Here is a 26,957-nt window from a genome sequence, read left to right as displayed (position 1 = left end):
GGGGGGGGGGGGGGCCCCCGTGGGGGGGGGGGCCGCCCCGCGGGGGGGCCCGCAGGGGTGTGCCAAATCACTGCAAGGCTTGCACGCCCGCCACCAGCCAGCCGCCGGGGCCGGCCTTGGGCCGGGTGATGTTCCAGACCTCGCGGAAAGGATTGGGGCCGGTGGACACATCCTCGCGGATCAGGCCCGAGAACTCCACGCTGGCCATGTAGCCCTTGTCCAGTTCCTCGATGCCCAGCAGGTGGGCGTCCAGCATCACCACCTCGGTCTTGTTGGGCACGCCGCCGGTGTGCTGCTCGCGCTCGGCCAGCTGGGCCTTGATCTGCTCCAGCATCTCGTCGGTCATCATGGCGCGCAGGCTGGGCACGTCGGAGCGGTCCCAGGCGGCCTGCAGGTTGACGAAATTGGCCTTGGACGCGGTCAGGAAACCCTCGACATCGAAATCGGCCGGGATGCTCCAGTTCTGCGCACCATTGACGGCGGCGCCGATCAGGGAGCCGCCGCCCAGGGCGGGCGAGCCGGCATCAAAACCCATGGTGCTGCGCTCCCAGGGCCGGGCCGAAGCGTCGTTGCCCACGTTCTGCGGGCTGTAGCCACGCGGCGTGGCGGCGTCGGCACCCTGGTAGGCAAAGGCCGGACGCCCCGCACCCGACGCCGCTCGGCCGTGGGCACGCGAACGCATGAACCAGCCCACGCCGGCCATGACCACCAAGGCCAGCAAGGCGAACAGCAGGAACTGGGCGAAGGCCTCGCCAAAACCCAGGGCCGATGCCAGCCAGGCCAGGCCCAGACCGGCAGCCAGGCCCCCCAGCATGGCGCCCCAGGGCCGCTTGGGCGCGGCCGCCGGCGCCGCCGCAGCAGGCGCTGCCGGCTTGGCCGCCGCCGCGTTGGCGGGTGCGGTGGGCGAGGTGCCCGGTGCATCGGGCGTGGCGCTGCGCTGGCTCACGTTGGACGACTGCTTGCCCACCGAAGCCCCGCCGCCCAGGCGCTTGGCCGACACCTCTTGCGAGGCGATCGCCATGGCACACACCAGAATCACCGACCACAGTTTCATGACAGTTCCTTCAGCCCACACCACCGATGTGGGGCAACAACACACCCATCAACACTTGATACCCACATGCAAGGCCACCACCCCGGCGGTGAGGTTGTGGTAGTCCACGTGCCCGAAACCGGCCTCGCGCATCATGCGTTTGAGGGTCTCCTGATCGGGGTGCATGCGGATGGATTCGGCCAGGTAGCGGTAGCTGCCCTCGTCGCCGGCCACCAGGCGCCCCATCTTGGGGACAACGTTGAAGGTGTACCACTCGTAGGCTTTTTCCAGGGGCTTGGCCACCTTGGAGAACTCCAGCACCAGCAGCTTGCCGCCCGGCCGCAGCACCCGCTGCATCTCCTTCAGGGCAGCGTCCTTGTGGGTCATGTTGCGCAGGCCGAAGGCGACGGTGACGATGTCGAAATGGCCATCGGGAAACGGCAGGTGCTCGGCGTCGCAGACGGTGGTGGGCAGCAGCACGCCGGCATCGATCAGGCGGGTGCGGCCCTCACGCAGCATGGCTTCGTTGATGTCGGTGTGCACCACCTGGCCGGTGGGACCGACCTTGGGCGCGAAGGCCAGGCCGAGGTCGCCGGTGCCGCCGGCGATGTCGAGCACGCGATCGCCCGGCTGCGGGTTGGCCACGGTGACGGTGTAGTGTTTCCAGGCCCGGTGCAGGCCCGCCGACATCAGGTCGTTCATGACGTCATAGCGCGACGCCACCGCGTCGAACACGCCGCGCACGTGCGCGGCCTTGTCGCGCTCATCGACGGTCTTGAAGCCGAAATGGGTGGTGGACATAGATGCAGATGGTAGAGCACCACGCCGGTGCGAACACCAAAGACAGCGTGGCGCGGCGGGACAATTGCCCCAAAGCGGCCCAGCAAACATGCGCCCGCGCGCCCCAAAATGGGCTGCGGGCCGCAGATTCAGTGGTGCGAACCGCAGGCGTGGCCGGATTTCTCGGGCATGGGCGCGTCGCGGTCGACACCGGCCGCCTGCAGGCGCGCGTTGTAATCGGCCCACAGCTCGGCCTCTTTCGAGCCCAGGAAATACAGGTAGTCCCAGGAAAAGATGCCACTCTCGTGGCCGTCGCTGAAGGTGGGCTGGACGGCGTAGTTGCCCACCGGCTCCAGCGCCAGCACCGCCACCTCGCGCTTGCCGGTCTGCAGCACTTCCTGACCCGGGCCGTGGCCCTGGACCTCGGCCGACGGCGAGTAGACCCGCATCAGCTCGAAGGGAATGCGGAAGGTCTTGCCATCGGAAAAACCGACCTCCAGCACCCGCGACTTGTTGTGCAGGGTGATGGCTTCGGGGCTGGGGGTCTCTGGGGTCAGGCCGGCCATGGGGGTCTCCGTGTGTGTTCAGTGGAAGGCGGCGCTCAGGGCGCGGTCCAGCGCCGGCAACTGCTGGGTCAAGGCCGCCAGGCGGTCGTCCGCCGGGTCGCGCTGGGCCGCGGCCCAGATCGGTGCGGGAAAGTGGCTGTCCCAGTCGAAACGGGCGACCAGGTGCCAATGCAGGTGCGGCACCATGTTGCCCAGGGCGGCCAGGTTGATCTTGGTCGGCGCCAGCTGGGCGCGCATGATCCGCTCGACCCGGGCCACCACGTCCATGCAGGCCTGGCGGTCGGCGTCCGGCAGGTCGGACAGCTCGGCCACATGGGCATTCCAGATTACGCGGTAGAAGGCCGGGTAGGCCGGCGTGTCGGTGGCGCGGATCAGGCGCCACTGGGGCGCGCGGTGCAGCAGCAGGCCGCCGTCGGTGTGGCAGAGGACACAGGTGGTCATACCAGCACGCGTTCGATGCCGCCGGCGTTGGCGCGGGCCACGTAGTCGGGCATCCAGTTCTCACCCAGGATCTTGCGCGCCATCTCGACCACGATGTAGTCGGCCTCCAGCAAACCGTTGTTGAGGTCGTCGCCGTAGCGGCTCAGGCCTTGCAGGCAGCTCGGGCAGCTGGTCAGTATCTTGAGGTTCTGCTTGGCGTCGAGGCCGGCGCTTTCGCGCAGGGCCACCTCGTTCTTGCGCAGCTCCTCTTCCTTGCGGAAACGCACCTGGGTGGAAATGTCGGGCCGGGTCACGCCCAGCGTGCCCGACTCGCCACAGCAGCGCGCGCTCTGCAGCACGTCGGGCCCCATCAGCGCCTTCACGGTCTTGAGCGGCTCCTGCAACTTCATGGGCGTGTGGCAGGGGTCGTGGTACAGGTAGGCGCCCTTGTCGCCCAGCACGATGCCCTTTTCCAGCAGGTACTCGTGGATGTCGATGATGCGGCAGCCGGGGAAGATCTTGTCGAATTCGTAGCCCTGCAGCTGGTCGTAGCAGGTGCCACAGCTCACCACCACGGTCTTGATGTCCAGGTAGTTCAGCGTGTTGGCCACGCGGTGGAACAGCACGCGGTTGTCGGTGATGATCTTCTCGGCCTTGTCGAACTGGCCCGAACCGCGCTGCGGGTAGCCACAGCACAGGTAGCCCGGCGGCAGCACGGTCTGCACGCCGGCGTGCCACAACATGGCCTGCGTGGCCAGGCCCACCTGCGAGAACAGGCGCTCGGAGCCACAACCCGGGAAATAGAACACCGCTTCCGTGTCGGCCGTGGTGGCCTGCGGGTCGCGGATGATGGGCACGTAGTCCTTGTCCTCGATGTCCAGCAGCGCGCGCGCGGTCTTCTTGGGCAGGTTGCCCGGCATCTTCTTGTTGATGAAGTGGATGATCTGCTCCTTGATCGGAGCGGGGCCCACCGTGGCCGGCGGCGCGCTGGTCTGCTTGCGCGCGGCGAGCTTGAGCACGTCGTGGGCGATGCGCTGCGCCTTCATGCCCAGGCTCACCATGCCGGCGCGCGCCAGCTTGATGGTCTCGGGGTTGGTGGCGTTGAGCATGAACATGGCGGCGGCGTTGCCCGGGCGGAAGCTCTTCTTGCCCATCTTGCGCAGCAGGTTGCGCATGTTCATGGTCACGTCGCCGAAGTCGATCTTGACCGGGCACGGTGTCAGGCACTTGTGGCAGACCGTGCAATGGTCGGCGACGTCCTCGAACTCTTCCCAGTGCTTGATGCTGATGCCGCGGCGGGTCTGCTCCTCGTACAGGAAGGCCTCGACCAGCAGCGAGGTGGCCAGGATCTTGTTGCGCGGCGAATACAGCAGGTTGGCGCGCGGCACGTGGGTGGCGCACACCGGTTTGCATTTGCCGCAGCGCAGGCAGTCCTTGACCGAGTCGGCGATGGCGCCGATGTCGCTCTGCTGCATGATCAGCGACTCGTGGCCCATGAGCCCGAAACTGGGCGTGTAGGCCTGGCTCAGGTCGGCCATGCGGACGTCGCCCTGTTCGGCGTTGCGCAGCAGCTTGCCCTTGTTGAAGCGGCCCTCGGGGTCGACGCGCTGCTTGTAGTCGGCAAACGGGGCCAGCTCGGCCTCGGTCAGGAACTCCAGCTTGGTGATGCCAATGCCGTGTTCGCCCGAGATCACGCCGTCCAGGCTGCGCGCCAGCACCATGATGCGGGCCACCGCCTCGTGGGCGGTCTGCAGCATCTCGTAGTCGTCGCTGTTGACCGGGATGTTGGTGTGCACGTTGCCGTCGCCGGCGTGCATGTGCAGGGCCACCCAGACGCGGCCCTTGAGCACGCGCTTGTGGATGGCGTTGCATTCGTCCAGCAGCGCGCCAAAGGCCGCGCCGCTGAAGATGCCCTGCAGCGGCAGGCGGATCTGGGTCTTCCAGCTCGCGCGCAAGGTGTGGTCCTGCAGCTCGGCGAACAGGCCGTCGACATCGCGCAGCCAGCCGGCCCACAGGGCGCGGACCTCGCGCACCAGCACCAGGGCCTGGGCCACGCGGTCCTCCAGCAGCTCCGCGCTGGGGATTTCGCTGGCGTCGTCGGTCTTGCCCAGGGGCAGGTTGCCGCGGGTGAAAAAGGCCTCCAGCTCGTCGCACAGGCGCAGCTTGTTGCGCAGGCTCAGCTCGATGTTGATGCGCTCGATGCCGTCGGTGTACTCGGCCATGCGCGGCAGCGGGATCACCACGTCTTCGTTGATCTTGAAGGCGTTGGTGTGGCGGCTGATGGCCGCGGTGCGCTTGCGGTCGAGCCAGAACTTCTTGCGCGCCTCCGCGCTGATGGCGATGAAGCCTTCGCCGCTGCGCGAGTTCGCCATGCGCACCACCTCGCTGGTGGCGCGGGCCACGGCGTCGGCATCGTCGCCCGCGATGTCGCCGATCAGCACCATCTTGGGGAAACCGCCGCGCTTGCTCTTGGTGGTGTAGCCCACCGCCTTGAGGTAGCGGTCGTCCAGGTGTTCCAGGCCGGCCAGCAACACGCCCGAGCGCTTCTGCTCGGCGAACATGAAGTCCTTGATCTCGACGATGCTGGGCACGGCGTCGCGCGCGTTGCCGAAGAACTCCAGGCACACCGTGCGGGTGTGCTCGGGCATGCGGTGCACCACCCAGCGGCAGCTGGTGATGAGGCCGTCACAGCCCTCCTTCTGGATGCCGGGCAGGCCGCTGAGGAACTTGTCGGTCACGTCCTTGCCCAGGCCCTCCTTGCGGAAGGTCTTGCCGGGGATGTCCAGGCGCTCGCTGCGCACCGGCGTCCTGCCGTCGGCCTCGAAATATCTCAGCTCGAAGCTGGCCATCTCGGCGTCGTGGATCTTGCCCAGGTTGTGGTCGAGACGGGTGACCTCCAGCCACTGCGCCTGCGGCGTGACCATGCGCCAGCTGGCCAGGTTGTCCAGCGCCGTGCCCCAGAGGACGGCCTTCTTGCCGCCGGCGTTCATGGCGACGTTGCCGCCCACGCAGGATGCCTCGGCCGAGGTCGGGTCGACCGCGAACACAAAACCGGCGCGCTCCGCCGCATCGGCCACGCGCTGGGTGACCACGCCGGCCTCGGTCCAGATGGTGGGCACAGGGTGGGCGATACCGGGCAGCGCGACCATCTCGACCTCGGTCATGGCCTCCAGCTTCTCGGTGTTGATGACCACGCTCTTCCAGGTCAGCGGGATGGCGCCGCCGGTGTAGCCCGTGCCACCCCCACGCGGGATGATGGTCAGGCCCAGCTCGATGCAGCCCTTGACCAGCAGGGCCATCTCGACCTCGGTGTCGGGGCACAGGACCACGAAGGGGTACTCGACCCGCCAGTCGGTGGCGTCGGTCACGTGGCTGACGCGCGACAGGCCGTCGAACTTGACGTTGTCCTTGGCGGTCAGGCGGCGCAGCTCGCGCACCACCCGCTGGCGCAGGCTGGCCATGTCGTCGAAATGGCGGGCAAAGGCCTCGATCGCGCGGCTGGCCGCCTCGGCCAGCTCGGCCACCAGGGCGTCGCGCGCCGGGTCGTCCTGCGGACGGCGGCGTTTCTGCACCTCGCTCAGGCGGTGGTGCAGGGCATCGACCAGCAGGCGGCGGCGCTTGGGGTTGTCCAGCAGGTCGTCCTGCAGGTAGGGGTTGCGCTGCACCACCCAGATGTCGCCCAGCACCTCATAGAGCATGCGGGCCGAGCGCCCGGTGCGGCGCTCCTGGCGCAGCTGGTTGAGCACCTCCCAGGCGCGGGAGCCCAACAGCCGCATCACGATCTCGCGGTCGGAGAACGAGGTGTAGTTGTAGGGGATCTCGCGCAGACGCGGCGCTTCCGTGGTCGCTTCGACCAAAGGCTCGGGCAGGTAGGGGGCGTTCATTGGGGGAGGCGTGGGCTGGGGCGACGGATGCAGCCGCCCGGCGTGGCTGGGCCGTGAATGGTACCGCAGCGCAGCATTCACACACTGGGCTTGCGGGTTCCAGGCGCCCAGGCGACACGGCTCTCGTGGAAATCCCGGTTGTCATTGTTGCGCCACTGGCTTGAAATACTTTTGCCATTTCCCAGGGCTACCTTCCTGGATTTGACTGTTTTTCAACTGGAGCCTCCATGACACGACAACTTTCACGACTGGTCCTGGGCCTGGCCCTGGGCACCACCCTGGTCACCGGTGCCCACGCGCAAACCGAGATCCAGTGGTGGCACTCCATGGGCGGCGCCCTGGGCGAATGGGTCAACGACCTGGCCAAGGACTTCAACGCCAGCCAGAAGGATTACAAGATCGTGCCCACCTTCAAGGGCAGCTACGACGAGTCCATGACCGCCGCCATCGCCGCCTTCCGCGCCGGCAACGCGCCCCACGTGCTGCAGGTGTTCGAGGTCGGCACCGCCACCATGATGGCCAGCAAGGGCGCCATCGTGCCGGTGGCCGAGGTCATGAAGAAGGCCGGCGTCACCTTCGACGCCGGTGCCTATGTGCCCGCCGTGGCCGGCTACTACACGGCGCCCAACGGCCAGATGCTGAGCTTCCCCTTCAACAGCTCGACCCCGGTCTTCCACTACAACAAGGACGCCTTCAAGGCCGCCGGCCTGGACCCCGAGAAGCCGCCCACCACCTGGCCCGAGGTGGCCCTGGCCGCCGCCAAGCTCAAGGCCTCAGGCCACAAGTGCCCCTTCACCACCAGCTGGATCAGCTGGACGCAGCTGGAAAGCTTCTCGGCCTGGCACAACGTGCTGTTCGCCACCAAGAACAACGGCTTCGGTGGCCTGGACACGCGCCTGACCTTTGACACGCCGCTGCACGTGCGCCACATCGAAAACCTGGCCAACATGGCCAAACAGGGCCTGTTCGTCTACAAGGGCCGGGGCAACGCGGCCGACGCCACCTTCGTCTCGGGCGAATGCGCCATGGCCACCGGCTCGTCGGCGCTCTACGGCAACGTGGTCCGCAACGGCAAGTTCGGCTACGGCATCGGCACCCTGCCCTACTACCCCGACGTTCCAGGCGCGCCGCAGAACACCGTGATCGGCGGCGCCAGCCTGTGGGTCATGGCGGGCAAGAAGGCCGAGGAATACAAGGGCGTGGCCCAGTTCTTCGCCCACCTGTCCAGGCCCGAGGTGGCGGCCGCCAGCCACCAGCGCACCGGCTACCTGCCGGTGACCAAGGCCTCGTTCGAGATGACCGACAAGGCAGGCTTCTACAAGAAGAACCCCGGCACCGATGTCTCGGTGACCCAGATGATCCGCAAGACCACGGACAAGTCGCGGGGCGTGCGCCTGGGCAACTTCGTGCAGATCCGCACCATCATCGACGAGGAGATGGAAGGCGTGTGGTCGGGCAAGAAGGCACCCAAGGAAGCCATCGACACGGCCATCAAGCGCGGCAACGAGCAATTGGAGCGCTTCCAGAAAGCCAACAAGGGCTGACGCCCTTGTTGGCCTTGCGGCTGCACTGACGGCACCCCCACCCCTGCCCTCCCCCGCCACGTGGGGGAGGGTGTTTTCTTCAAGCGCACAATCAAAAAAAGATGGAAAAACGCGTTCGCTTCAAGTCCCGGTGGCTGCCCTGGCTGCTGGTGGCGCCGCAGATGGCGGTGGTGCTGGTGTTCTTCTTCTGGCCGGCGGCACAGGCGCTCTACCAGAGCCTGCTCACACAGGATGCCTTCGGCACCTCGACCGAATTCGTGGGCCTGGAGAACTTCGAGCGCCTGTTCAGTGACGAGAGCTACCTGGCCTCGTTCAAGACCACGGCGCTGTTTTCCGGCCTGGTGGCGGTCTCGGGCCTGGTCATCGCGCTGCTGCTGGCGGTGATGGCCAACCGCGTGGTGCGCGGTGCCGGCTTCTACAAGACCCTGCTGATCTGGCCCTACGCCGTGGCGCCGGTGGTGGCCGGCGTGTTGTGGCTGCTGATGTTCGCCTCGCCTTACGGCGTGATCGCCTATTTCCTGCGCTGGCTGGGCCTGCCCTGGGACCACCTGCTCAACCCCAACCACGCCATGGCCCTGATCGTGATGGCCGCCGTGTGGAAGCAGATTTCATACAACTTCCTGTTTTTCCTGGCTGGCCTGCAGTCCATCCCGCAGTCGCTGATCGAGGCTGCCACCATCGACGGCGCCTCGCCCTGGCACCGCTTCTGGACCATCGTCTTCCCGCTGCTGTCGCCCACCACCTTCTTCCTGCTGGTGATCAACGTGGTCTATGCCTTCTTCGACACCTTCGCCATCGTCGACGCCGCCACCCACGGCGGCCCGGGCAAGGACACCGCCATCCTGGTCTACAAGGTCTATTACGACGGCTTCAAGGCGCTGGACATGGGCGGCTCGGCCGCGCAGTCGGTGATCCTCATGCTGATCGTGGTGGTGCTCACCGTCATCCAGTTCCGCTTCGTCGAGAAGAAAGTTCAATACTGAAGTGAAACAGACCACCCCGTCGCTTGCCCGCTGCGCGTGGCCACATCCGCCTCAAGGGGCGACCCCAGCCGTCCGGCCGAGCCGGCCCGGCGGCGCCCCCCGGTTCGACCGTTTCATGCGTCGCGGGTCGCGCTCCGGCACGATGGAGAACTGACATGATCGAACGACGCCCCGGCCTGACCTTCCTGGCCCACCTCATCCTGATCCTGGGCGTGCTGGTGGTGGCCTTCCCGGTCTTCATCACCTTCATCGGCTCCACCCAGACGGCGGAGCAGGTGTCCACCAGCAACCCGCTGTCGCTGCTGCCCGGCAGCAACTTCTTCGAAAGCTACCGCCTGGCGCTGTTCGGGGGCAAGACCAGCGGCGGCGCCACCATCGCGCCGGTGGCGCCCATGTTGTGGGTCAGCTTCGTGACCGCCATGGTCATCGCCATCGGCAAGATCGCCATTTCGCTGCTCTCGGCCTTCGCCATCGTCTACTTCCGCTTCCCGGCCCGGGGCCTGGTGTTCTGGATGATCTTCGTCACCCTGATGCTGCCGGTGGAGGTGCGCATCGGCCCCACCTACGAGGTGGTGTCCAACCTCGGCATGCTCAACACCTACGCCGGCCTGACGGTGCCGCTGATCGCCTCGGCCACCGCCACATTCCTGTTCCGGCAGTTCTTCCTGACGGTGCCCGACGAACTGGTGGAGGCCGCCCGCATCGACGGTGCCGGCCCCATGCGCTTCTTTTTCGACGTGCTGCTGCCGCTGTCGCGCACCAGCATCGCCGCGCTGTTCGTGATCCAGTTCATCTACGGCTGGAACCAGTACCTGTGGCCGCTGCTGGTGACCACCAGCGAGGACATGTACCCCATCGTGCTGGGCATCAAGCGCGCCATCTTCGGCGAGGTCTACGTGGAGTGGAACGTGGTCATGGCCACCGCCATCCTGGCCATGCTGCCCCCCGCGTTGGTGGTCATCCTGATGCAGAAATGGTTCGTCAAGGGCCTGGTCGATACCGAAAAATAAGACTCACACATGGCATCCATCACACTCAAGAACGTCGTCAAGCGTTACCACCAGGGCAAGCAGTCGCTGCAGGTCATCCATGGCGTCAACGCCGAGATCGCCGACGGCGAGTTCATCGTCATCGTTGGGCCCTCGGGCTGCGGCAAGTCCACCCTGCTGCGCATGGTGGCCGGGCTGGAAGAAATCTCCGACGGCGAGATCATGATCGGCCCGCGGGTGGTCAACCAGCTGGAGCCCGCCGAGCGCGACATCGCCATGGTGTTCCAGAACTACGCGCTCTACCCGCACATGAGCGTGTTCGACAACATGGCCTACGGCCTGAAGATCGCCAAGGTGCCCAAGGACGAGATCAAGGCCCGGGTCGACAAGGCCGCCGGCATCCTGGAGCTGGGCCACCTGCTGGAGCGCAAGCCGCGCCAGCTCTCGGGCGGCCAGCGCCAGCGTGTGGCCATGGGCCGCGCCATCGTGCGCCAGCCCCAGGTCTTCCTGTTCGACGAGCCACTGTCCAACCTGGACGCCAAGCTGCGCGCCCAGACCCGGCTGGAAATCCAGAAGCTGCACCGCGAACTGGGCATCACCAGCCTGTTCGTGACCCACGACCAGGTCGAGGCCATGACGCTGGCCCAGCGCATGATCGTGATGAACGCCGGCCGGATGGAGCAGTTCGGCACGCCCGAGGAGGTCTATGCCCGTCCGGCCACCACCTTTGTGGCCAGCTTCATGGGCGCGCCGCCCATGAACCTGCTGCAGAAGGCGCCGGGTGTGCAGCCGGGCGAAATCCTGGGCGTGCGGCCCGAGCACCTGAGCATGGGCACCGAGGGCGACGGCTGGAGCGCCCAGGTGGAAACCAGCGAAATGCTGGGCGCCGAGCGCCTGATCTACCTGCGCCTGGGCGACGAAGGCATGATCGTGCGCACCCACGCCGACGAAGCGCCCCCGCCGCTGGGCAGCACCGTCAAGGTGTGGTCGCGGCCCGAGCAGGTGCACCGTTTCCATGCCGAGACCGGCCGGCGCATCGACACATGAGCCCCTGGCCGTATCCGCGCTGGATCGCCCATCGGGGCGCCGGCAAGCTGGCGCCCGAGAACACCCTGGCGGCCTTCCGCCTGGGGGCGCAGCACGGCTACAAAATGATCGAGTGCGACGTGAAACTCAGCGCCGACGGCGTGCCCTTCCTGCTGCACGACGCCACGCTGGAGCGCACCACCGATGGCCAGGGCACGGCGGGCGAGCGGCCCTGGATCGACCTGTCGCGGCGGGACGCGGGCGCCTGGCATTCGCGCCAGTACGCCGGTGAAACCCTGCCCACGCTGCAAGCCGTGGCGCGCTGGTGCCAGGCCAACGGCGTGTTGCTCAACATCGAGATCAAACCCACGCCCGGCACCGAGGCCCACACTGGCGGGTTGGTGGCACGCGAGGCCGCCCGCCTGTGGCACGGCGCGCCGGTGCCGCCGCTGCTGACCTCGTTCCAGGTCGAGGCCCTGCGCGCCGCCCAGCAGGCCGCGCCCGAACTGCCGCGTGGCCTGCTGCTCGACAGCCTGTGGCACGGCTGGCACAGCCAGGCACAGGCGCTGGGCTGCGTGGCCCTGGTCTGCCACCACGCCCTGTGGGACAGCACGTTGGTGGCCCAGGCGCGGGCCGCCGGCTGGCGCATGCTGAGCTACACGGTCAACGATGCGGCGACCGCCGACCGCCTGTGGGCGCTGGGAACCGACGGCATCATCACCGACCGCGTGGACCTCTTCGCACCGGCTTGAGGGCCAACTAGCGCCCGTGCTGCCACCAGGCGACCGAGCCGGCCACCACCACCAGGGCGGCGTAGGTGGCCATCTTGCCGTCGCGCCCGAAGAACACCAACCCGGCCAGCAAGGCCAGCACACCTCCGGCCAGGACCCAGGCAAACAGGCCGCGTGCCTGCCGCCAGGCCGGGTCGGACAGGCGCGCTCCCGGCCGCAGCCACCACGACACCAGGGCCAGCAGCGCGGCCACGCCCAGCGCGGGGGCGATGAAATTCGCCAGGTGCAAAACCCAGATGTGGATGCCCATGGGGGTGGTTCTCATTGAAACAGCCTGAAATTTTATAATCTGGCACATGAGCGTCTGGGCCCTCGGCATCAACCACCACACCGCGCCACTCGATTTGCGCGGGCGGTTCGCGTTTCCGCTCGACCAAATTCCACCCACCCTGCAGCGTTTTCGTGCCGCCATGTCGCGCGAACCCGAGGCCACCCTGCTCTCGACCTGCAACCGCACCGAGATCTATTGCTCCGCCGAAGGACAGTCGTTGGACCAGGCCATCGCCTGGCTGGCCCAGGCCGGCGGCGTGAGCCCCCACGAGTTGCGCAGCCACGCTTACATCCTGCAGGGCGACGAAGCCGCGCGGCACGCCTTCCGCGTCGCCAGCGGGCTCGACAGCATGGTGCTGGGCGAGGCCCAGATCCTGGGCCAGCTCAAGGACGCGGTGCGCGCCGCCGACGACGCTGGGGCCCTGGGCACCACGCTGCACCAGCTGTTCCAGCGCTCGTTCGCGGTGGCCAAGCAGGTGCGCAGCTCGACCGAGATCGGCGCCCACTCCATCAGCATGACGGCCGCCGCCGTGCGCCTGGCCGGTCAGCTGTTCGAAGACCTGCGCGACATCAAGGTGCTGTTCGTGGGCGCGGGCGAGATGATCGAGCTGGCGGCCACCCACTTCGCCGCCAAGAACCCCAAGGGCATGGCGATCGCCAACCGCACGCTGGAGCGTGGCGAGGCCCTGGCCGGCCGCTTCGGCGCCGAGGTGCTGCGCCTGGCCGACCTGCCCGAGCGCCTGCACGAGTACGACGCCGTGGTCAGCTGCACCGCCAGCACCCTGCCCATCATTGGCCTGGGCGCGGTGGAGCGCGCGCTCAAGCGCCGCCGGCACCGCCCCATGTTCATGGTCGACCTGGCCGTGCCGCGCGACATCGAACAAGAGGTCAAGGCACTCGAGGACGTCTACCTCTACACCGTGGACGACCTGGCCGCCGTGGTTCAGACCGGGCGCGACAACCGCCAGGCCGCCGTGGCCCAGGCAGAGGCCATCATCGACGCCGGCGTGCAGAGCTTCATGCACTGGATGCAGCAGCGCGACCCCAAGGCCGGTGTGGTGTCGCTGATCCAGCAGATCCACCAGCAGGCCGAGCAGTGGCGCGAGGTGGAGATGGTGCGCGCCCGCAAGCGCCTGGCCAAGGGCGAGGATGTGGAAGCCGTGATGGAGGCCCTGGCCAAGGGCCTGACCCAGAAGATGCTGCACGGCACCCTGGCGGAACTGCACACCGGCGACGCGCCGACCCGCGAAGCCACGGCCCAGACCGTCTCGCGCCTGTTCCTGCGCGACCAACTCTAGGCGGTTGAACGCCAGGCACGGCGCGTTCCTTGTGGACACGCCTCGCCCCACGCTGAAACCCAACGCCCCACCTCAAGTGAAACCCTTTCTCCGCGACACCCTTGAACGCCAGCGCCTGCGGCTGCACGAGCTGGACGCGCTGCTGAGCGCGCCCGACGCCACCAGCGACATGGCGCGTTTTCGCCAGCTGACCCGGGAACACGCCGACACCGACGCACTGGTGCAGGTCTACCTGCGCCACCAGCAGCGTGAGCGTGACCTGGCGGCGGCCCAGGCCATGGCCGGCGATGCGGATGCCGACATGGCGGCCATGGCCGCCGAGGAAATCGACAGCGCCCAGGCCGAGTTGGCGGCGCTGGACACCGAACTGCAGCTGATGCTGCTGCCCAAGGACCCCGACGACGAGCGCCACGCCTTTCTCGAAATCCGCGCCGGCACCGGTGGCGACGAATCGGCCCTGTTCGCGGGCGACCTCGCGCGCATGTACACCCGCTACGCCGACAGCCAGCACTGGCAGGTCGAGGTCATCAGCGAGTCGCCCAGCGAACTGGGGGGCTACAAGGAGCTGGTGCTGCGCATCGTCGGCCACCACGCCTACGGCCGCCTGCGCTTCGAGTCGGGCGGCCACCGCGTGCAACGCGTGCCCGCAACCGAAACCCAGGGCCGCATCCACACCAGCGCCTGCACCGTGGCGGTGATGCCCGAACCCGACGAGACCGAAGCCGTCAAGCTCAACCCGGCCGACCTGCGCATCGACACCTTCCGCGCCAGCGGCGCCGGCGGCCAGCACATCAACAAGACCGACTCCGCCGTGCGGGTGGTGCACCTGCCCACCGGCATCGTGGCCGAGTGCCAGGACGGCCGCAGCCAGCACAGCAACAAGGCCAAGGCCCTGCAGGTGCTGCAGGCGCGCATCCAGGAAAAGGAACGCAGCGAACGCGCCGCCAAGGAAGCCGCGCTGCGCAAGGGCCTGGTGGGCAGCGGCGACCGCAGCGATCGCATACGCACCTACAACTTCCCGCAAGGTCGCCTGACCGACCATCGCATCAACCTCACGCTCTACAAGCTGGGCCAGGTGATGGAGGGCGACCTCGGCGACATCGTGCACGCGCTGCAGGTGGCCCGCGGCGCCGAACTGCTGGCCGACCTGGAGTCCCAGGCGCCCAACGGCAGCCTGCGCTGAACCACCATGACCGCCACCACGCACAAGCAGGCCCTGACCGACGCCCAGGCGCTGGGCCTGGCCCGCATCGACGCCCAACTGCTGCTGCTGCACACCCTGGGCCGCGACCCCAACGACCGCGCCTGGCTGCTGGCGCATGACACCGACACGCTGACCGAGGCACAGGCGGCACAACTGGCTGGCCTGTGCCAGCGCCGCGCGGCGGGCGAACCCGTGGCCTACCTCACCGGCGGCAAGGCCTTCTACGGCCTGCGCCTGCAAGTCGATGCCCGTGTGCTCGACCCCCGGCCCGACACCGAAACCCTGGTCGACTGGGCGCTGGCGGTTCTGCAAGGCCAAACGGCTCCGCGCGTGGTCGACCTGGGCACCGGCAGCGGGGCCGTGGCCCTGGCCCTGCAGCACCAGCGGCCGCAAGCCGAGGTGCACGCGGTCGACGCCAGCGCGGGCGCCCTGGCCGTGGCCCAGGCCAACGCACAGCGGTTGGGCCTGCCGGTGCGTTTCTGGGGCGGCTCGTGGTTCCAGCCACTGCCCGCCGATGTGCGGTTTGATGCCATCGTCTCCAACCCGCCTTACGTGGCCGAGGCCGACCCACACCTGGCCGCGCTCACCCACGAACCCCTGTCGGCCCTGACCAGCGGGCCCGACGGCCTGGACGACATCCGCACCATCGTGGCCCAGGCCGGCACCCACCTGGCGCCCGGTGGCTGGCTGCTGCTGGAACACGGCCACGACCAGGGCGCCGCCGTGCGCGCCCTGCTGCAGGACGCCGGCTTTTCCGCCGTGAACAGCCGCACCGACCTGGCGGGCTTGGAGCGGTGCAGCGGCGGCCGATGGCCCGGGCGGGGATAATCCACCCATTCACCTTTTTCGGAGCGATTCCATGAGCGACGCACAAACGCGCATCGACCAGCTGGTCAAGACCAACGACATCGTCCTCTTCATGAAGGGCAGCGCCAGCTTCCCCATGTGTGGTTTTTCGGGCCGCGCGATCCAGATCCTCAAGGCCTGCGGCGTCGACCCCAAGGGCCTGAAAACCGTCAACGTGCTGGACGACCCCGACATCCGCCAGGGCATCAAGGACTACAGCCAGTGGCCCACCATCCCCCAGCTCTACGTCAAGGGTGAGTTCATCGGCGGCTCGGACATCATGATGGAGATGTACGAGTCGGGTGAACTGCAGCAAGTCATCAGCGGGCAGGCTTAAACCCACCCGTTTGTTTGCCCGCTGCGCGTGGCCGCATCCCCTTCAAGAGGCGACACCAGCCGTCCGGCACAGCCGGCCCGGCGGTGTCTCCCAGGAAAGACACGCGGACAACGGCCATCTCATGGCCTGGATCCTTTGATCAAAAGGCAACACACCCCGCTCATCCGGCCTTTTCCGCGTTGAGCGCAGGCACGGCTTGTGCTTGAATGAAAACCGTGGTCCCCGCGGTTGATTTGTTCAAGGAGGAAGCCATGAGCTCGAACAGCCTGGTCGCCACCAGCGACCTGAACCTGCCGATTGCGCACATGCGCAGTGTGTTCCATGCCGACGAGGTCAAGCGCAAGCTCATCAAGCTGCAGGCCAGCGGCGGCGAGCGCGAACACGAGAGCCTGCGCGCCACCTACGAACGCATGCTGGAGCGCGGCCCGCAGCGCTTTGCGGTCAAACCCTCGGGCGTGCCGCGCATGGAGCCGCTCTACGACCTGCTGCCCAATTTCACCGAGGTGCTGGACGATGTGAAACGCCACGTCGCCCTGAGCCAGGACAGCCGCGACGCGCTGGAAGTCACGCCCATGCTGCTGCTGGGCCCGCCCGGCGTGGGCAAGACCCACTTCGCCCGCCAGCTGGCCGAGCTGCTGGGCACCGGCATGAGCCTGGTGCCCATGAGCTCCATGACCGCCGGCTGGCTGTTGTCCGGTTCATCTTCCCAATGGAAGGGCGCCAAACCGGGCAAGGTGTTCGAAGCGCTGGTGGATGGCCAGTACGCCAACCCGGTGATCGTGGTGGACGAAATCGACAAGGCCAGCGCCGACGCGCAATACGACCCGCTGGGCGCGCTCTACAGCCTGCTGGAACACGACACCGCCCAGCGTTTTGTGGACGAGTTCGCCGAGGTGGCGGTGGACGCCAGCCAGGTGATCTGGATCACCACCGCCAACGACGAGCGCGGCATCCCGGAGCCCATCCGCAACCGCATGAACGTCTACGAGATCGAGGCCCCCACGCCAGAGGCCGCCCGGCGCATTGCGAGCCATCTTTACCGCACGATACGCGACGAACACGACTGGGGCCGGCATTTTGCCGACGAACCGAGCGACGACGTGCTGGACCAGCTGGCAACATTGGCGCCACGCGAGATGCGCCGTGCGCTGATGACCGGTTTTGGCAACGCGCGGCTCGACCAGCGCGATGCCATCGGAGCGGATGACCTGCCACGTGCCGGTGGCAACAAGTCGCGCATGGGGTTTTTGCAGTGAACGGCGCCGCCCTCAGCCGACCACCACCCAGCCCTTTTGCGCCGCGAACACCGCGTTGGGGTACGGCGACCGTCCCCGGCTGCCGTTGTAGCGGCCCAGCGCCATGAACAGGTCACCGTTCTCGCGGTCCAGGTAGTGGCGCAGGATCACGCAGCCAAAACGCAGGTTGGTCTGCATGTGAAACAGCTTACCCACGTCGCCATCGCCGATCAAACGCGCCCAAAATGGCATGATCTGCATGTATCCTCGCGCACCCACACTGGAAATCGCGAACTTGCGAAAGGCACTCTCGACTTGGATCAGCCCCAGCACGACCGAGGTGTCCAGGCCGGCGCGGCGGCTCTCGTACCAGACGGTCTGCAGGAACTCGACGCGGTGCTGCAGGTCGGGCTGGCGGCGCACCAGGCGCTCGCTCGCGCGTCCGAGCCAGCGCAGGTAGGCCAACCGGGCTTCGGTGCTGTGGAAATCGGGCACTGGCGGCGCCGAACTGGCGATGGCCGAGGACAGGGCACTGCGCACCGAGTCGGCCAGCGGCTCTTCAAGCTGGCCGGCCGCCACGGCCGTCGGCCAGGTGCCCGCCAGCGCCCAGGCCCCCGCCGCACCCAGCAGGCGCCGCCTGCCAGGGCCCAGCGGCGGCATCATGCCACCAGGCGGCCCTGGATGTGGGCCCGGATGTCGGCCAAGGTCAGCTTGGTCGCTTCGGTCTCGCGGCGGTGCTGGTACTCGACCACGCCGTCCTTGAGCCCCTTGTCGCCGATGGTCACGCGGTGGGGCACGCCGATCAGCTCCCAGTCGGCGAACATGGCACCCGGGCGCTCGCCACGGTCGTCCAGCAGCACGTCCACGCCGGCCGCGGCCAGCTCGTCGTGCAGCTGTTCGGCGGCGGCCTTCACCGCCTCGCTGCGGTCCATGCCGATGGGGCAGATCACCACGCTGAAGGGCGCGATGGCGTCGGGCCAGATGATGCCGCGCTCGTCGTGGTTCTGCTCGATGGCCGCCGCCGGCAGGCGGGTCACGCCGATGCCGTAGCAGCCCATCTCGAAGTGTTTGGGCTTGCCGTCGGTGTCCAGGAAGGTGGCGTTCATGGCCTGGCTGTACTTGGTGCCGAGGTAGAACACGTGACCCACCTCGATACCCCGCTCGATGGCGAGCACGCCCTTACCGTCTGGCGAGGCATCGCCGGCCACCACGTTGCGCAGGTCGGCCACGAGATCGGGCTCGGGCAGGTCGCGGCCCCAGTTGACGCCGGTCATGTGGAAATCCACTTCGTTGGCGCCGCAGATCCAGTCGGCCATCACCGCCACCTCGCGGTCGGCCACGACCTGCACCGGCTTCTTGAGCTTGAGCGGACCCAGGTAGCCCGGCTTGCAGCCAAAGTGGTCTTCGATCTCGGCCACGGTGGCGAAGCGGAAACCCATGTCCAGGCCCGGCAGCTTGCCGACCTTGACTTCGTTCATGTCGTGGTCGCCACGCAGCAGCAGCAGCCAGACCGTGCTCTTGACGATTTCATCGCGTTCGTTGATCTCGTCGGTGGCCAGCACCAGGGACTTGACCGTGGTGGCCAGCGGCACGCCCAGCAGTTCGGCCACGTCGGCGCAGGTGGCCTTGCCGGGCGTGGGCGTCTTGGCCAGGGCCGCCGCCGCCGCCGGGCGTGGACCGGCCGGCGCCAGGGCCTCGGCCTTTTCCATGTTGGCGGCGTAGTCGCTGCCCGGGCAGTAGACGATGGCGTCCTCGCCGGTGGCGGCGATCACCTGGAATTCTTCGCTCAAGTCGCCGCCGATGGCGCCGCTGTCGGCGGCCACGGCGCGGTAGGTCAGGCCAAAGCGGTCGAAGATGCGGCGGTAGGCCGCCGCCATCACCTGGTAGCTGGCCTGCGCGCTGTCGCGGTCGCGGTCGAAACTGTAGGCGTCCTTCATGATGAATTCGCGCCCGCGCATCAGGCCAAACCGCGGCCGGCGCTCGTCGCGGAACTTGGTCTGGATCTGGTAGAAGTTCTTGGGCAACTGCTTGTAGCTGCGCAACTCCTGGCGGGCGATGTCAGTGACCACTTCCTCACTGGTCGGCTGCACCACAAAGTCACGGTCATGCCGGTCCTTGATGCGCAGCAGTTCGGGCCCCATCTTTTCGAAGCGCCCGGTCTCCTGCCACAGCTCGGCCGGCTGCACCACCGGCATCGTCAGCTCCACCGCGCCGGCCCGGTCCATTTCCTCGCGCACGATCTGCTCCACCTTGCGGATGACGCGCAGGCCCATGGGCATGTAGGTGTAGATGCCGGCGCCCAGCTTCTTGATCATGCCGGCGCGCATCATGAGGCGGTGGCTCACCACCTCGGCGTCGGATGGGGCTTCCTTGAACGTGGAGACGAAAAACTGCGAGGCTTTCATGGGCGGGCGAGAGAGGGCAAACGGGGGGAGAAATGGCCGGCAAGCGGCGTGAATGCTTCATTTCATGCGCACTGCGGTGCATAATGAAGACAGTTCAAAAATTTGGGGTTGATTATGCTTGACAGAGAAGGCTTCAGGCCCAATGTCGGCATCATTCTGCTCAACCAGCGAAACCAGGTGTTCTGGGGGAAGCGCATACGCACCCACTCTTGGCAGTTTCCGCAAGGCGGCATAGACCGGGGCGAAACCCCCGAGCAGGCCATGTACCGGGAACTCCACGAAGAAGTGGGACTGATGCCGGAGCACGTGGCGATCGTGGCCCGCACGCGGGACTGGTTGCGCTACGAAGTGCCAGACCGTTACATACGGCGCGATGCCCGTGGGCATTACAAGGGCCAAAAGCAGATTTGGTACCTGTTGCGCCTGGTGGGGCACGACTGGAATCTCAACCTGCGTGCCACCAACCACCCCGAGTTCGACGCCTGGCGCTGGAACGATTACTGGGTGCCATTGGACGTGGTGGTCGAGTTCAAGCGCGGCGTTTACGAAATGGCGCTGACCGAACTGGCGCGCTACCTGCCCCGCACCGACACGCGCAACCGCTACCTGCGTGGCGGCGTGCGCAACCGCTACCCCGAGGACGGCGGCCCGGCCACCGTGCCCATGGGGCTGGAATTGCCCCCGGGCGCCAGCTTCGACCCCGACCCCCAGGCGGGCGGGCTCAAGCAGGCCGACAACAACACCCCGGCCGACACCAGCCGACTCGAAAGCTCCCGCGGATGAATGTCATGCCAAGGCACTGGGTGCGGGCCGCGCTGGCCCTCGCCTGTGGGGTGCTGTGCACCGGCGCCTCACACGGCCAGACCCACTGGCGCGAACAGGATGTACCGCCACCGGCGGGCCTGTCCCGCGAGCGCCTGATTCCCTTCAGCGTGGGCGCCGGCTCCGAACTGGCCTACCACCTCGATGCGACCAGTCTCGCCATTGGCAGTGACGGCGTGGTGCGCTACGTGGTGCTCGCCAGCAGCCGCAGCGGTGCAGAAAACGCACTGTTCGAAGGCCTTCGCTGCGAAACGGGCGAGGCCACCACCTACGCACGCTGGAACAGCAGCGAACAACGCTGGGTGGCCGTGACCCCAAACAGCTGGCGCATCCTGTCCGGGATCGCCACCTCGCGGGTGGCGCTGCGCCTGGCCCAGACCGCCTTGTGTGACGGCCGCGCGCCCAACGCGCCGGTGGCCCGCATGCTGGCCGACCTGCAGCGCGGCGGCAAACTCATCGGCGACGAGCGCGTGCGCTGAAAACGTGTTGACGTTCTGACACCCCGGCGGCGGACGCCGGGCGCTGGCGCGGTCAGCCGCGCATCAGCACCAGGTTGGTGCGGTGGATCATTTCGGGTTCGGCCGCGTAACCCAGCAGGCGCTCGAAATCGCCCGACGCGCGCCGGCAGATCAGCCGGGCTTCCGAGCTGGCGTAGTTGGCCAGCCCGCGCGCGATCTCCAGGCCGCGGGCGTCACGCACCGCGATCACGTCGCCACGCGAGAACTCGCCGTCCACACCGGTCATGCCGATGGGCAGCAGGCTTTTGCCCTCTTCCACGATCTTGGCCACCGCGCCCTCGTCCACCACCACCGCGCCACGCAGCTGCAGGTGGTCGGCCATCCAGCGCTTGCGGGCCTGGCTCTTGGCCGTTTGTGCCACCAGGCAGGTACCGATGGGCTCGCCCGCGGCCAGGCGCAGCAAAACGTCGGGCTCGCGGCCCCAGGCGATCACGGTGGAGGCGCCGGACCCGGCCGCACGCTTGGCCGCCAGGATCTTGGTGATCATGCCGCCCTTGCCGATGCCACTGCCGGCGCCGCCCGCCATGGCCTCCAGGGCCGGATCGCCCGCGCGGGCCGTGAACACGAACTGCGCCTCGGGGTCCTTGCGCGGGTCTGCGGTGTACAGGCCTTTCTGGTCGGTGAGGATCACCAGCGCATCGGCCTCGACCAGGTTGGCCACCAGCGCACCCAGAGTGTCGTTGTCGCCGAACTTGATCTCGTCGTTGACCACGGTGTCGTTTTCATTGATCACCGGCACCACGCCCAGCTGCAGCAAGGTCAAGAGGGTCGAGCGGGCGTTGAGGTAACGCTCGCGGTCGGCCAGGTCGGCGTGGGTGAGCAGCACCTGCGCGCTGCCCATGCCCTGCTCGCGCAGCTTGGACTCGTACATCTGCACCAGCCCCATCTGACCCACCGCGGCAGCAGCCTGCTGCTCGTGGATTTCCTTCGGGCGGGTGGTCCAGCCCAGGCGTTTCATGCCTTCGGCCACGGCGCCGCTGCTGACCATGATCAGCTCGCGCCCTTCCCTGACCAGCGCGCTGAGCTGCACACACCAGTGACCAATGGCCGCCTCGTCCAGGCCCTTGCCCTCGTTGGTGACCAGGCTGGAGCCGACCTTGACCACGATGCGGCGCGCCTGGCGCAGCACCGACTCGGTCAGCGGCGGCAACAGGGCGGAAGACGTGGCGACGGGGGTGTCGTGTGCGACGGACATGCTCAGGCGGCGGTAGGGAAACGCGGATCCACATCCACCGGCGGCAACGCCGCCTGGCGCGTGGCCACGATGTGGTCGTAAATCTTGTGCACCAGCTGCTCGCAGCCTTCGCGTGTCAGGGCCGAAATCTCGAACACCGGGCCCTTGTAGCGCATGCGCTTGACGAAGTCCTTGACCAGCGCGGCGCGCTCGTCGGCCGGCACCATGTCCAGCTTGTTGAGCACCAGCCAGCGCGGCTTGTCGTAGAGCGCCTTGTCGTACTTCTTGAGCTCGCCGACGATGGCCTTGGCCTGCGCGACCGGGTCGATCGAATCGTCGAAGGGCGCCATGTCGATGACGTGCAGCAGCAGGTGGGTGCGCTGCAGGTGGCGCAGGAACTGGTGGCCCAGGCCGGCGCCCTCGCTCGCGCCCTCGATCAGGCCGGGCACGTCGGCCACCACAAAACTCTTCTCCGGCCCCACGCGCACCACGCCCAGGTTGGGGTGCAGGGTCGTGAAGGGGTAGTCGGCGATCTTGGGGCGGGCGTTGGAGATGGCCGCGATCAACGTGGACTTGCCGGCGTTGGGCATGCCCAGCAAGCCGACGTCGGCCAGCACCTTCAGTTCCATCTTGAGGCTGCGGCGCTCACCGGGCCAACCGGGTGTCTTGTGGCGCGGCGCGCGGTTGATGGCGCTCTTGAAGCGCATGTTGCCGAAGCCGCCGTCGCCACCCTTGGCGATCAGGATCTGCTCACCGGGCTGCAGCAGCTCGAACAGCACCTCGCCGGTTTCGGCGTCGCTGATGATGGTGCCCACCGGCAGCTTGAGGACGATGTCGTCGCCCTTGACGCCGAACATGTCCGATCCCTTGCCGTGTTCGCCGCGCTGCGCTTCGAACTTGCGGGTGTAGCGGAAGTCGACCAGGGTGTTCAGGTTGACGTCGGCCAGCGCGTAGACGTGGCCACCCCGGCCGCCGTCACCGCCGTCGGGGCCACCAAACTCCTTGTACTTCTCGTGCCGGAAGGACGAGCAGCCATTGCCGCCGTCGCCAGCGGCGATCTCGATAAAGGCTTCGTCGACAAACTTCATGGCCGTATTCTAGAAAGTACAAACGCAAAAGGCCCGCAAGGCGGGCCTTTTGGACAAACAACGCCCGTCAGGTCAGACCGGCGTGATGCTCACCACGTGGCGATTCAGTTCGCCCTTGATGGCGAATTGAACGTGGCCATCGGCCGTGGCAAACAGGGTGTGGTCCTTGCCCACGCCGACATTGGTGCCGGGGTGGAACTTGGTGCCACGCTGACGCACGATGATGGAGCCTGCGCTCACCAGTTCACCGCCGAAAGCCTTGACACCGAGCATCTTTGGCTTGGAATCACGGCCGTTTCGCGTAGAGCCGCCGCCTTTTTTCTGTGCCATGTCGCTTTACTCCTGAAACATGCCTCAAGCAGCGATCGAAGCGATCTGCAGCTCGGTGAAATTCTGACGGTGACCCTGGCGCTTCTGGTAGTGCTTGCGACGGCGCATCTTGAAGATGCGGACCTTGTCGTGACGACCGTGCGAGAGCACCGTGACCGTAACAGTTGCGCCGGAAACCAAGGGCGTGCCCACCTTGATCTCGCTGCCATTGCCGACAGCCAGAACCTGGTCGATCACGATCTCTTGGCCCACTTCCGCAGCAATCTGTTCTACTTTGATTTTTTCGCCAGCGGCAACGCGATACTGCTTGCCACCGGTTTTTATGACCGCGTACATATGAACCTCTGAAAAACCTGTGAAGGTGTATCGGCGAACGAATTTCCACCGAACCGAAGATTATAGCGCCAACATAAGTTTGCCGCAACGAGCCGCCCGACAAACGGAAAGGCGCCCCGACACCCCGGAGCGCCTTTTTATAATCGGTCAAACATCTGCAGGCCTTCCACCTTGTCTTCCACCCCCCCCGCATCGAGCACCGCTCAGGCCCTCTCCCTCATTGCCGACGACATGCGCGCCGTGGACACGGTGATCGCGCAGCGCCTGGACTCCGAAGTGCCGCTGGTCGGCGAGGTCGCCCGCTACATCATTTCCGCTGGCGGCAAGCGCCTGCGCCCCGCCCTGTTGCTGCTGGTGGCCGGTGCGCTGGGCCACGACAGTCCGCACCGCCACACGCTGGCCGCCGTGGTCGAGTTCATCCACACCGCCACCCTGCTGCACGACGACGTGGTCGACGAGTCCACCCTGCGCCGCGGCCGCCAGACCGCCAACGAGGTGTTTGGCAACGCCGCCAGCGTGCTGGTGGGTGACTTCCTGTATTCGCGCGCCTTCCAGATGATGGTCGACGTGGGCCGGATGCGGGTGATGGAGGTGCTGGCCGACGCCACCAACGTGATCGCCGAAGGCGAGGTGCTGCAGCTGATGAACATGCACGACGCCGACCTCGACGAACAGGCCTACCTGCGCGTGATCCGCTCCAAGACCGCCAAGCTGTTCGAAGCCAGCGCCCGGCTCGCGCCCATCCTGGCCGGCGCCGACGAAGCGCTGGAGACCCACTGCGCCACCTACGGCCAGGCCCTGGGCACGGCCTTCCAGGTCATCGACGACGTGCTGGACTACGAAGGTCAGGCCGAAGAACTGGGCAAGAACCTGGGCGATGACCTGCGCGAAGGCAAGATGACCTTGCCGGTGATCTGGGCCCTCAAGCTCGGCACACCCGACGAACAGGCCCTGATCCGGCACGCCATCGAAAACGGCGACGCCACGCACCTGGCCGACATCGCCGCCGTGATCCGGCGCACCGGCGCGCTGGACCGCGCCCGCGCCGCGGCGGAAAGCGAGGCGCAACGCGCCATGGCCGCAGCGGCCCAGCTGCCGAAAAATGACTACCAAGAAGGTTTGCTACAATTAGCGGCTGACCTGTTGACGCGCAGACATTGAGCTGAGCCATTCGACAGTGACACCATCGGGGTGTAGCTTAGCCTGGTAGAGCGCTACGTTCGGGACGTAGAGGCCGGAGGTTCGAATCCTCTCACCCCGACCAGATTTTTCCTTTCCGCCCAAGGAAACAACAAAGCCCCAACACACATGGGGCTTTGTTGTTTCTGGGTGGGGCCGCGTCAGGCCGCGGCCAGCCTGGGCACAGTGGTCTTCGCCGCGCGAACCCCCAGCCGAGGCACATGTGTCGGCACGTCGTGCTGGCCCACCTGGAACTGGGCCATGGCGTCGATCAGGCGGTCGGCCTGCCGGCGCAGGCTTTCGGCCGCCGCCGAGCTTTGCTCCGCCAGGGCCGCGTTGGACTGCGTGTTCTGGTCCAGCACCGTGATGTGTTCCGCGATTTGCAGCACGGCCGCGTTCTGGTGCCGGCTGGCACCGGTGACACCTTCGATCAGTTCACGGATCTGGTCGACCTGCTCGACGATGCCGGTGACGCGGTCGCCCGCGTCCTGCACCAGGCGCGCGCCCTCGGCCACCTGCTCGATGCTGCCGCCGACCAGGGCCTGGATCTCGCGCGCGGCCTGGGCGCTGCGCTGCGCCAGGGCACGCACCTCGCCCGCCACCACGGCAAAGCCGCGCCCCTGTTCGCCCGCGCGCGCCGCCTCCACCGCCGCGTTGAGCGCCAGGATGTTGGTCTGGAAAGCAATGCCATCGATCACGCCAATGATGTCGCCGATGCGGCGCGAGCTGTCGCTGATCCGGTTCATGGTGGTCACCACCTGGCCGACCACGGCGCCACCTTCGCGAGCGGCCCCGCTGGCGGTGGTGGCCAGCTCGCTGGTGCGCACGGCCGCGTTGGCGCCCTGCTCGGCCAGGGTGGTCAGCTCTTCCATGGCGGCGCTGGTCTCCTCCAGGGCGGCGGCCTGGCGCTCGGTGCGGGCGGAAAGATCCGCCGTGCCGCCCGACATCTCGGCGGCGCCGGCGGCCACGCTGCGGCTCACCTCCAGCACCTGCGAGACCACGTGGTGCAGTTGTCCGGACATCGCCTGCAGCGCACGCAGCAGATCGCCGCACTCGTCGCGGCCCGACACCGGGATGGACTGGCGCAAGTCCCCGGCGGCGATGGCGTTGGCCACGCTCACCGCGTGGCGCAGTGGCCGCGTGACCGAGCGGCTGATGGCCCAGGCCAGCCACACGCCGAGCACCACGGCCAGCAGCGCACCGGCCCACATCAGCCCACGGGTGCGGCTGGCCACGTGCTCCACCTGCTGGAATTCGCGCTGAGCCATCGCCACCTCATGGGCCGTGAGCCTGCCCATCAGCTCGGCCACCTTGGGGGCCATGGGGCTGATCGTTTCGCTGTAGAGCGCCACCGTGTCGTCGTAACGCCCCTCCGAGGCGGCCTGCGCGGCCGGCCCCAGCCCCTGGTCCATGTAGGCCAAGAACACCGGCTCGAAAGCGTCCATCAGCGCCGATGCCTGCGCCACGTCGGCGCTCTCGCGGTAGCCATTCCAGGCCAGGCGGACCTTGCCGTTGTTGTCGCGCAGTTCCTTGGAGCGGCGCTCGATGTTGGCCGTGCCGGGATCGATCAGCATGTCCATGACCAGCACGCGGTTGCGCATCAGCAGGGCGTTGACATCGGCCAGCCGGACGAGGGGCACCGTGCGCTGGCGGTACAAGGTTTCACCGCTGCTGGCCAGGGCCTGGATACCCAGCACAGCCGCCGCCGCCACGGCCAGCAGCAACAGCAGGACGGCACCAAACGCCAACGCGAGCCGCGCACCGATGCGCAGCGAAGGCAACAATCTCATGTTCAGGAATTGGGGGTTGGATCAAATGGCACCGCCACGGCCACATCGGTCGAGGTGGTCAGGGCGGCGGATGCGATCCAGTTTGAGACCGTTGCGTGACAGGCGCGTG

General features: G+C 67.4%; 26 protein-coding genes and 1 tRNA gene. 14 read left to right on the top strand and 13 right to left on the bottom strand.

The genetic code is table 11. From position 1 onward, the window contains the following. Nucleotides 1-67: 67 nt before the first annotated feature. The 5 genes from AAHB17_RS08120 to AAHB17_RS08100 all read right to left on the bottom strand — a co-directional run bounded on the left by AAHB17_RS08120 (nt 68) and on the right by AAHB17_RS08100 (nt 6,683). On the bottom strand, nt 68-1,054 hold the full coding sequence (locus AAHB17_RS08120) for a Tim44 domain-containing protein (protein ID WP_342130032.1): 987 nt from the start codon (nt 1,052-1,054) through the stop codon (nt 68-70). Nucleotides 1,055-1,102: 48 nt separating this feature from the next. Beyond that, entirely contained in the window at nt 1,103-1,834 is a 732-nt protein-coding gene (gene ubiE, locus AAHB17_RS08115; protein ID WP_342130031.1) for a bifunctional demethylmenaquinone methyltransferase/2-methoxy-6-polyprenyl-1,4-benzoquinol methylase UbiE, read from the bottom strand. 128 nt (nt 1,835-1,962) lie between these two features. Further along, nucleotides 1,963-2,379, bottom strand: a complete 417-nt coding sequence (locus tag AAHB17_RS08110; protein WP_342130030.1) for a DUF971 domain-containing protein — start codon at nt 2,377-2,379, stop codon at nt 1,963-1,965. An 18-nt stretch (nt 2,380-2,397) separates the two neighbouring features. Further along, nucleotides 2,398-2,820 (bottom strand): HIT family protein, encoded by a 423-nt coding sequence (locus tag AAHB17_RS08105; RefSeq protein ID WP_342130029.1) that lies wholly within the window; start codon nt 2,818-2,820, stop codon nt 2,398-2,400. Next, the gene (locus AAHB17_RS08100; protein WP_342130028.1) at nt 2,817-6,683 is read right to left on the bottom strand and encodes an FAD/FMN-binding oxidoreductase; all 3,867 of its coding nucleotides are present in this window, start codon (nt 6,681-6,683) and stop codon (nt 2,817-2,819) included. Before AAHB17_RS08100 ends, AAHB17_RS08105 begins: the two co-directional genes overlap by 4 nt. A gap of 227 nt (nt 6,684-6,910) precedes the next feature. Between AAHB17_RS08100 and ugpB the strand changes: the two genes are divergently transcribed. The 5 genes from ugpB (at nt 6,911) to ugpQ (ending at nt 11,977) form a co-directional block, all read left to right on the top strand. Continuing rightward, entirely contained in the window at nt 6,911-8,227 is a 1,317-nt protein-coding gene (gene ugpB, locus AAHB17_RS08095; protein ID WP_342130027.1) for a sn-glycerol-3-phosphate ABC transporter substrate-binding protein UgpB, read from the top strand. 101 nt (nt 8,228-8,328) lie between these two features. Then, nucleotides 8,329-9,210, top strand: coding sequence for a sn-glycerol-3-phosphate ABC transporter permease UgpA (gene ugpA, locus AAHB17_RS08090; RefSeq protein ID WP_342130026.1), 882 nt, complete (start codon nt 8,329-8,331; stop codon nt 9,208-9,210). 155 nt (nt 9,211-9,365) lie between these two features. Beyond that, nucleotides 9,366-10,220: a sn-glycerol-3-phosphate ABC transporter permease UgpE gene (ugpE, locus tag AAHB17_RS08085; protein WP_342130025.1), complete on the top strand. Its 855-nt coding sequence runs from the start codon at nt 9,366-9,368 to the stop codon at nt 10,218-10,220. A 9-nt stretch (nt 10,221-10,229) separates the two neighbouring features. After that, nucleotides 10,230-11,246 carry a sn-glycerol-3-phosphate import ATP-binding protein UgpC gene (locus AAHB17_RS08080; RefSeq protein WP_342130024.1) on the top strand — a complete coding sequence of 339 codons (1,017 nt, stop codon included), beginning with the start codon at nt 10,230-10,232 and terminating at the stop codon, nt 11,244-11,246. After that, nucleotides 11,243-11,977 (top strand): glycerophosphodiester phosphodiesterase, encoded by a 735-nt coding sequence (gene ugpQ, locus AAHB17_RS08075; RefSeq protein ID WP_342130023.1) that lies wholly within the window; start codon nt 11,243-11,245, stop codon nt 11,975-11,977. Before AAHB17_RS08080 ends, ugpQ begins: the two co-directional genes overlap by 4 nt. A 7-nt stretch (nt 11,978-11,984) precedes the next feature. Here the strand turns inward: ugpQ and AAHB17_RS08070 are convergent, their stop codons facing one another. Beyond that, on the bottom strand, nt 11,985-12,281 hold the full coding sequence (locus AAHB17_RS08070; RefSeq protein ID WP_342130022.1) for a hypothetical protein: 297 nt from the start codon (nt 12,279-12,281) through the stop codon (nt 11,985-11,987). Nucleotides 12,282-12,312: 31 nt separating this feature from the next. Between AAHB17_RS08070 and hemA the strand changes: the two genes are divergently transcribed. The 5 genes from hemA (at nt 12,313) to AAHB17_RS08045 (ending at nt 17,227) form a co-directional block, all read left to right on the top strand. Continuing rightward, nucleotides 12,313-13,584: a glutamyl-tRNA reductase gene (gene hemA / locus AAHB17_RS08065; RefSeq protein ID WP_342130021.1), complete on the top strand. Its 1,272-nt coding sequence runs from the start codon at nt 12,313-12,315 to the stop codon at nt 13,582-13,584. A gap of 76 nt (nt 13,585-13,660) precedes the next feature. Further along, complete coding sequence (gene prfA, locus AAHB17_RS08060) at nt 13,661-14,767, top strand: peptide chain release factor 1 (protein ID WP_342130020.1); 1,107 nt, start codon at nt 13,661-13,663, stop codon at nt 14,765-14,767. Nucleotides 14,768-14,773: 6 nt separating this feature from the next. After that, the gene (gene prmC / locus AAHB17_RS08055; protein ID WP_342130019.1) at nt 14,774-15,616 is read left to right on the top strand and encodes a peptide chain release factor N(5)-glutamine methyltransferase; all 843 of its coding nucleotides are present in this window, start codon (nt 14,774-14,776) and stop codon (nt 15,614-15,616) included. Nucleotides 15,617-15,647: 31 nt separating this feature from the next. After that, complete coding sequence (gene grxD, locus AAHB17_RS08050) at nt 15,648-15,971, top strand: Grx4 family monothiol glutaredoxin (protein WP_342130018.1); 324 nt, start codon at nt 15,648-15,650, stop codon at nt 15,969-15,971. Between the two features lie 251 nt (nt 15,972-16,222). After that, nucleotides 16,223-17,227 (top strand): AAA family ATPase, encoded by a 1,005-nt coding sequence (locus AAHB17_RS08045; protein ID WP_342130017.1) that lies wholly within the window; start codon nt 16,223-16,225, stop codon nt 17,225-17,227. Nucleotides 17,228-17,239: 12 nt separating this feature from the next. On the opposite strand, the gene AAHB17_RS08040 is transcribed toward AAHB17_RS08045, so the two are convergent. Then, the gene (locus AAHB17_RS08040) at nt 17,240-17,869 is read right to left on the bottom strand and encodes a lytic transglycosylase domain-containing protein (protein WP_342130016.1); all 630 of its coding nucleotides are present in this window, start codon (nt 17,867-17,869) and stop codon (nt 17,240-17,242) included. After that, nucleotides 17,866-19,611 (bottom strand): proline--tRNA ligase, encoded by a 1,746-nt coding sequence (locus AAHB17_RS08035; RefSeq protein ID WP_342130015.1) that lies wholly within the window; start codon nt 19,609-19,611, stop codon nt 17,866-17,868. Before AAHB17_RS08035 ends, AAHB17_RS08040 begins: the two co-directional genes overlap by 4 nt. 114 nt (nt 19,612-19,725) lie before the next feature. On the opposite strand from AAHB17_RS08035, the gene AAHB17_RS08030 reads away from it, so the two are divergent. Both AAHB17_RS08030 and AAHB17_RS08025 read left to right on the top strand, forming a co-directional pair. Then, nucleotides 19,726-20,394 (top strand): RNA pyrophosphohydrolase, encoded by a 669-nt coding sequence (locus AAHB17_RS08030; protein ID WP_342130014.1) that lies wholly within the window; start codon nt 19,726-19,728, stop codon nt 20,392-20,394. A 5-nt stretch (nt 20,395-20,399) separates the two neighbouring features. Continuing rightward, on the top strand, nt 20,400-20,912 hold the full coding sequence (locus AAHB17_RS08025; RefSeq protein WP_342130013.1) for a CNP1-like family protein: 513 nt from the start codon (nt 20,400-20,402) through the stop codon (nt 20,910-20,912). Nucleotides 20,913-20,964: 52 nt separating this feature from the next. Here the strand turns inward: AAHB17_RS08025 and proB are convergent, their stop codons facing one another. From proB to rplU, 4 genes are all read right to left on the bottom strand, one after another. Then, nucleotides 20,965-22,092, bottom strand: a complete 1,128-nt coding sequence (proB, locus tag AAHB17_RS08020) for a glutamate 5-kinase (protein WP_342130038.1) — start codon at nt 22,090-22,092, stop codon at nt 20,965-20,967. Between the two features lie 56 nt (nt 22,093-22,148). Beyond that, on the bottom strand, nt 22,149-23,213 hold the full coding sequence (cgtA, locus tag AAHB17_RS08015; RefSeq protein ID WP_342130012.1) for an Obg family GTPase CgtA: 1,065 nt from the start codon (nt 23,211-23,213) through the stop codon (nt 22,149-22,151). A 72-nt stretch (nt 23,214-23,285) separates the two neighbouring features. After that, nucleotides 23,286-23,543 carry a 50S ribosomal protein L27 gene (gene rpmA, locus AAHB17_RS08010; protein WP_342130011.1) on the bottom strand — a complete coding sequence of 86 codons (258 nt, stop codon included), beginning with the start codon at nt 23,541-23,543 and terminating at the stop codon, nt 23,286-23,288. 24 nt (nt 23,544-23,567) lie between these two features. Further along, nucleotides 23,568-23,879, bottom strand: a complete 312-nt coding sequence (gene rplU / locus AAHB17_RS08005) for a 50S ribosomal protein L21 (RefSeq protein WP_342130010.1) — start codon at nt 23,877-23,879, stop codon at nt 23,568-23,570. Between the two features lie 231 nt (nt 23,880-24,110). On the opposite strand from rplU, the gene AAHB17_RS08000 reads away from it, so the two are divergent. Together AAHB17_RS08000 and AAHB17_RS07995 are read left to right on the top strand one after the other, a co-directional pair. Further along, on the top strand, nt 24,111-25,040 hold the full coding sequence (locus AAHB17_RS08000; protein WP_342130037.1) for a polyprenyl synthetase family protein: 930 nt from the start codon (nt 24,111-24,113) through the stop codon (nt 25,038-25,040). Nucleotides 25,041-25,066: 26 nt separating this feature from the next. Then, a tRNA-Pro gene (locus AAHB17_RS07995) sits at nt 25,067-25,143 on the top strand. Between the two features lie 76 nt (nt 25,144-25,219). Here AAHB17_RS07995 and AAHB17_RS07990 read toward each other — a convergent pair. Further along, nucleotides 25,220-26,848 carry a methyl-accepting chemotaxis protein gene (locus AAHB17_RS07990; RefSeq protein WP_342130009.1) on the bottom strand — a complete coding sequence of 543 codons (1,629 nt, stop codon included), beginning with the start codon at nt 26,846-26,848 and terminating at the stop codon, nt 25,220-25,222. Nucleotides 26,849-26,957: the final 109 nt, after the last annotated feature.

It is taken from the genome of Hydrogenophaga sp. OTU3427 (assembly GCF_038440225.1).
Taxonomy (GTDB): domain Bacteria; phylum Pseudomonadota; class Gammaproteobacteria; order Burkholderiales; family Burkholderiaceae_C; genus Hydrogenophaga.
This window is presented reverse-complemented; position numbering and strand designations above follow the sequence as displayed.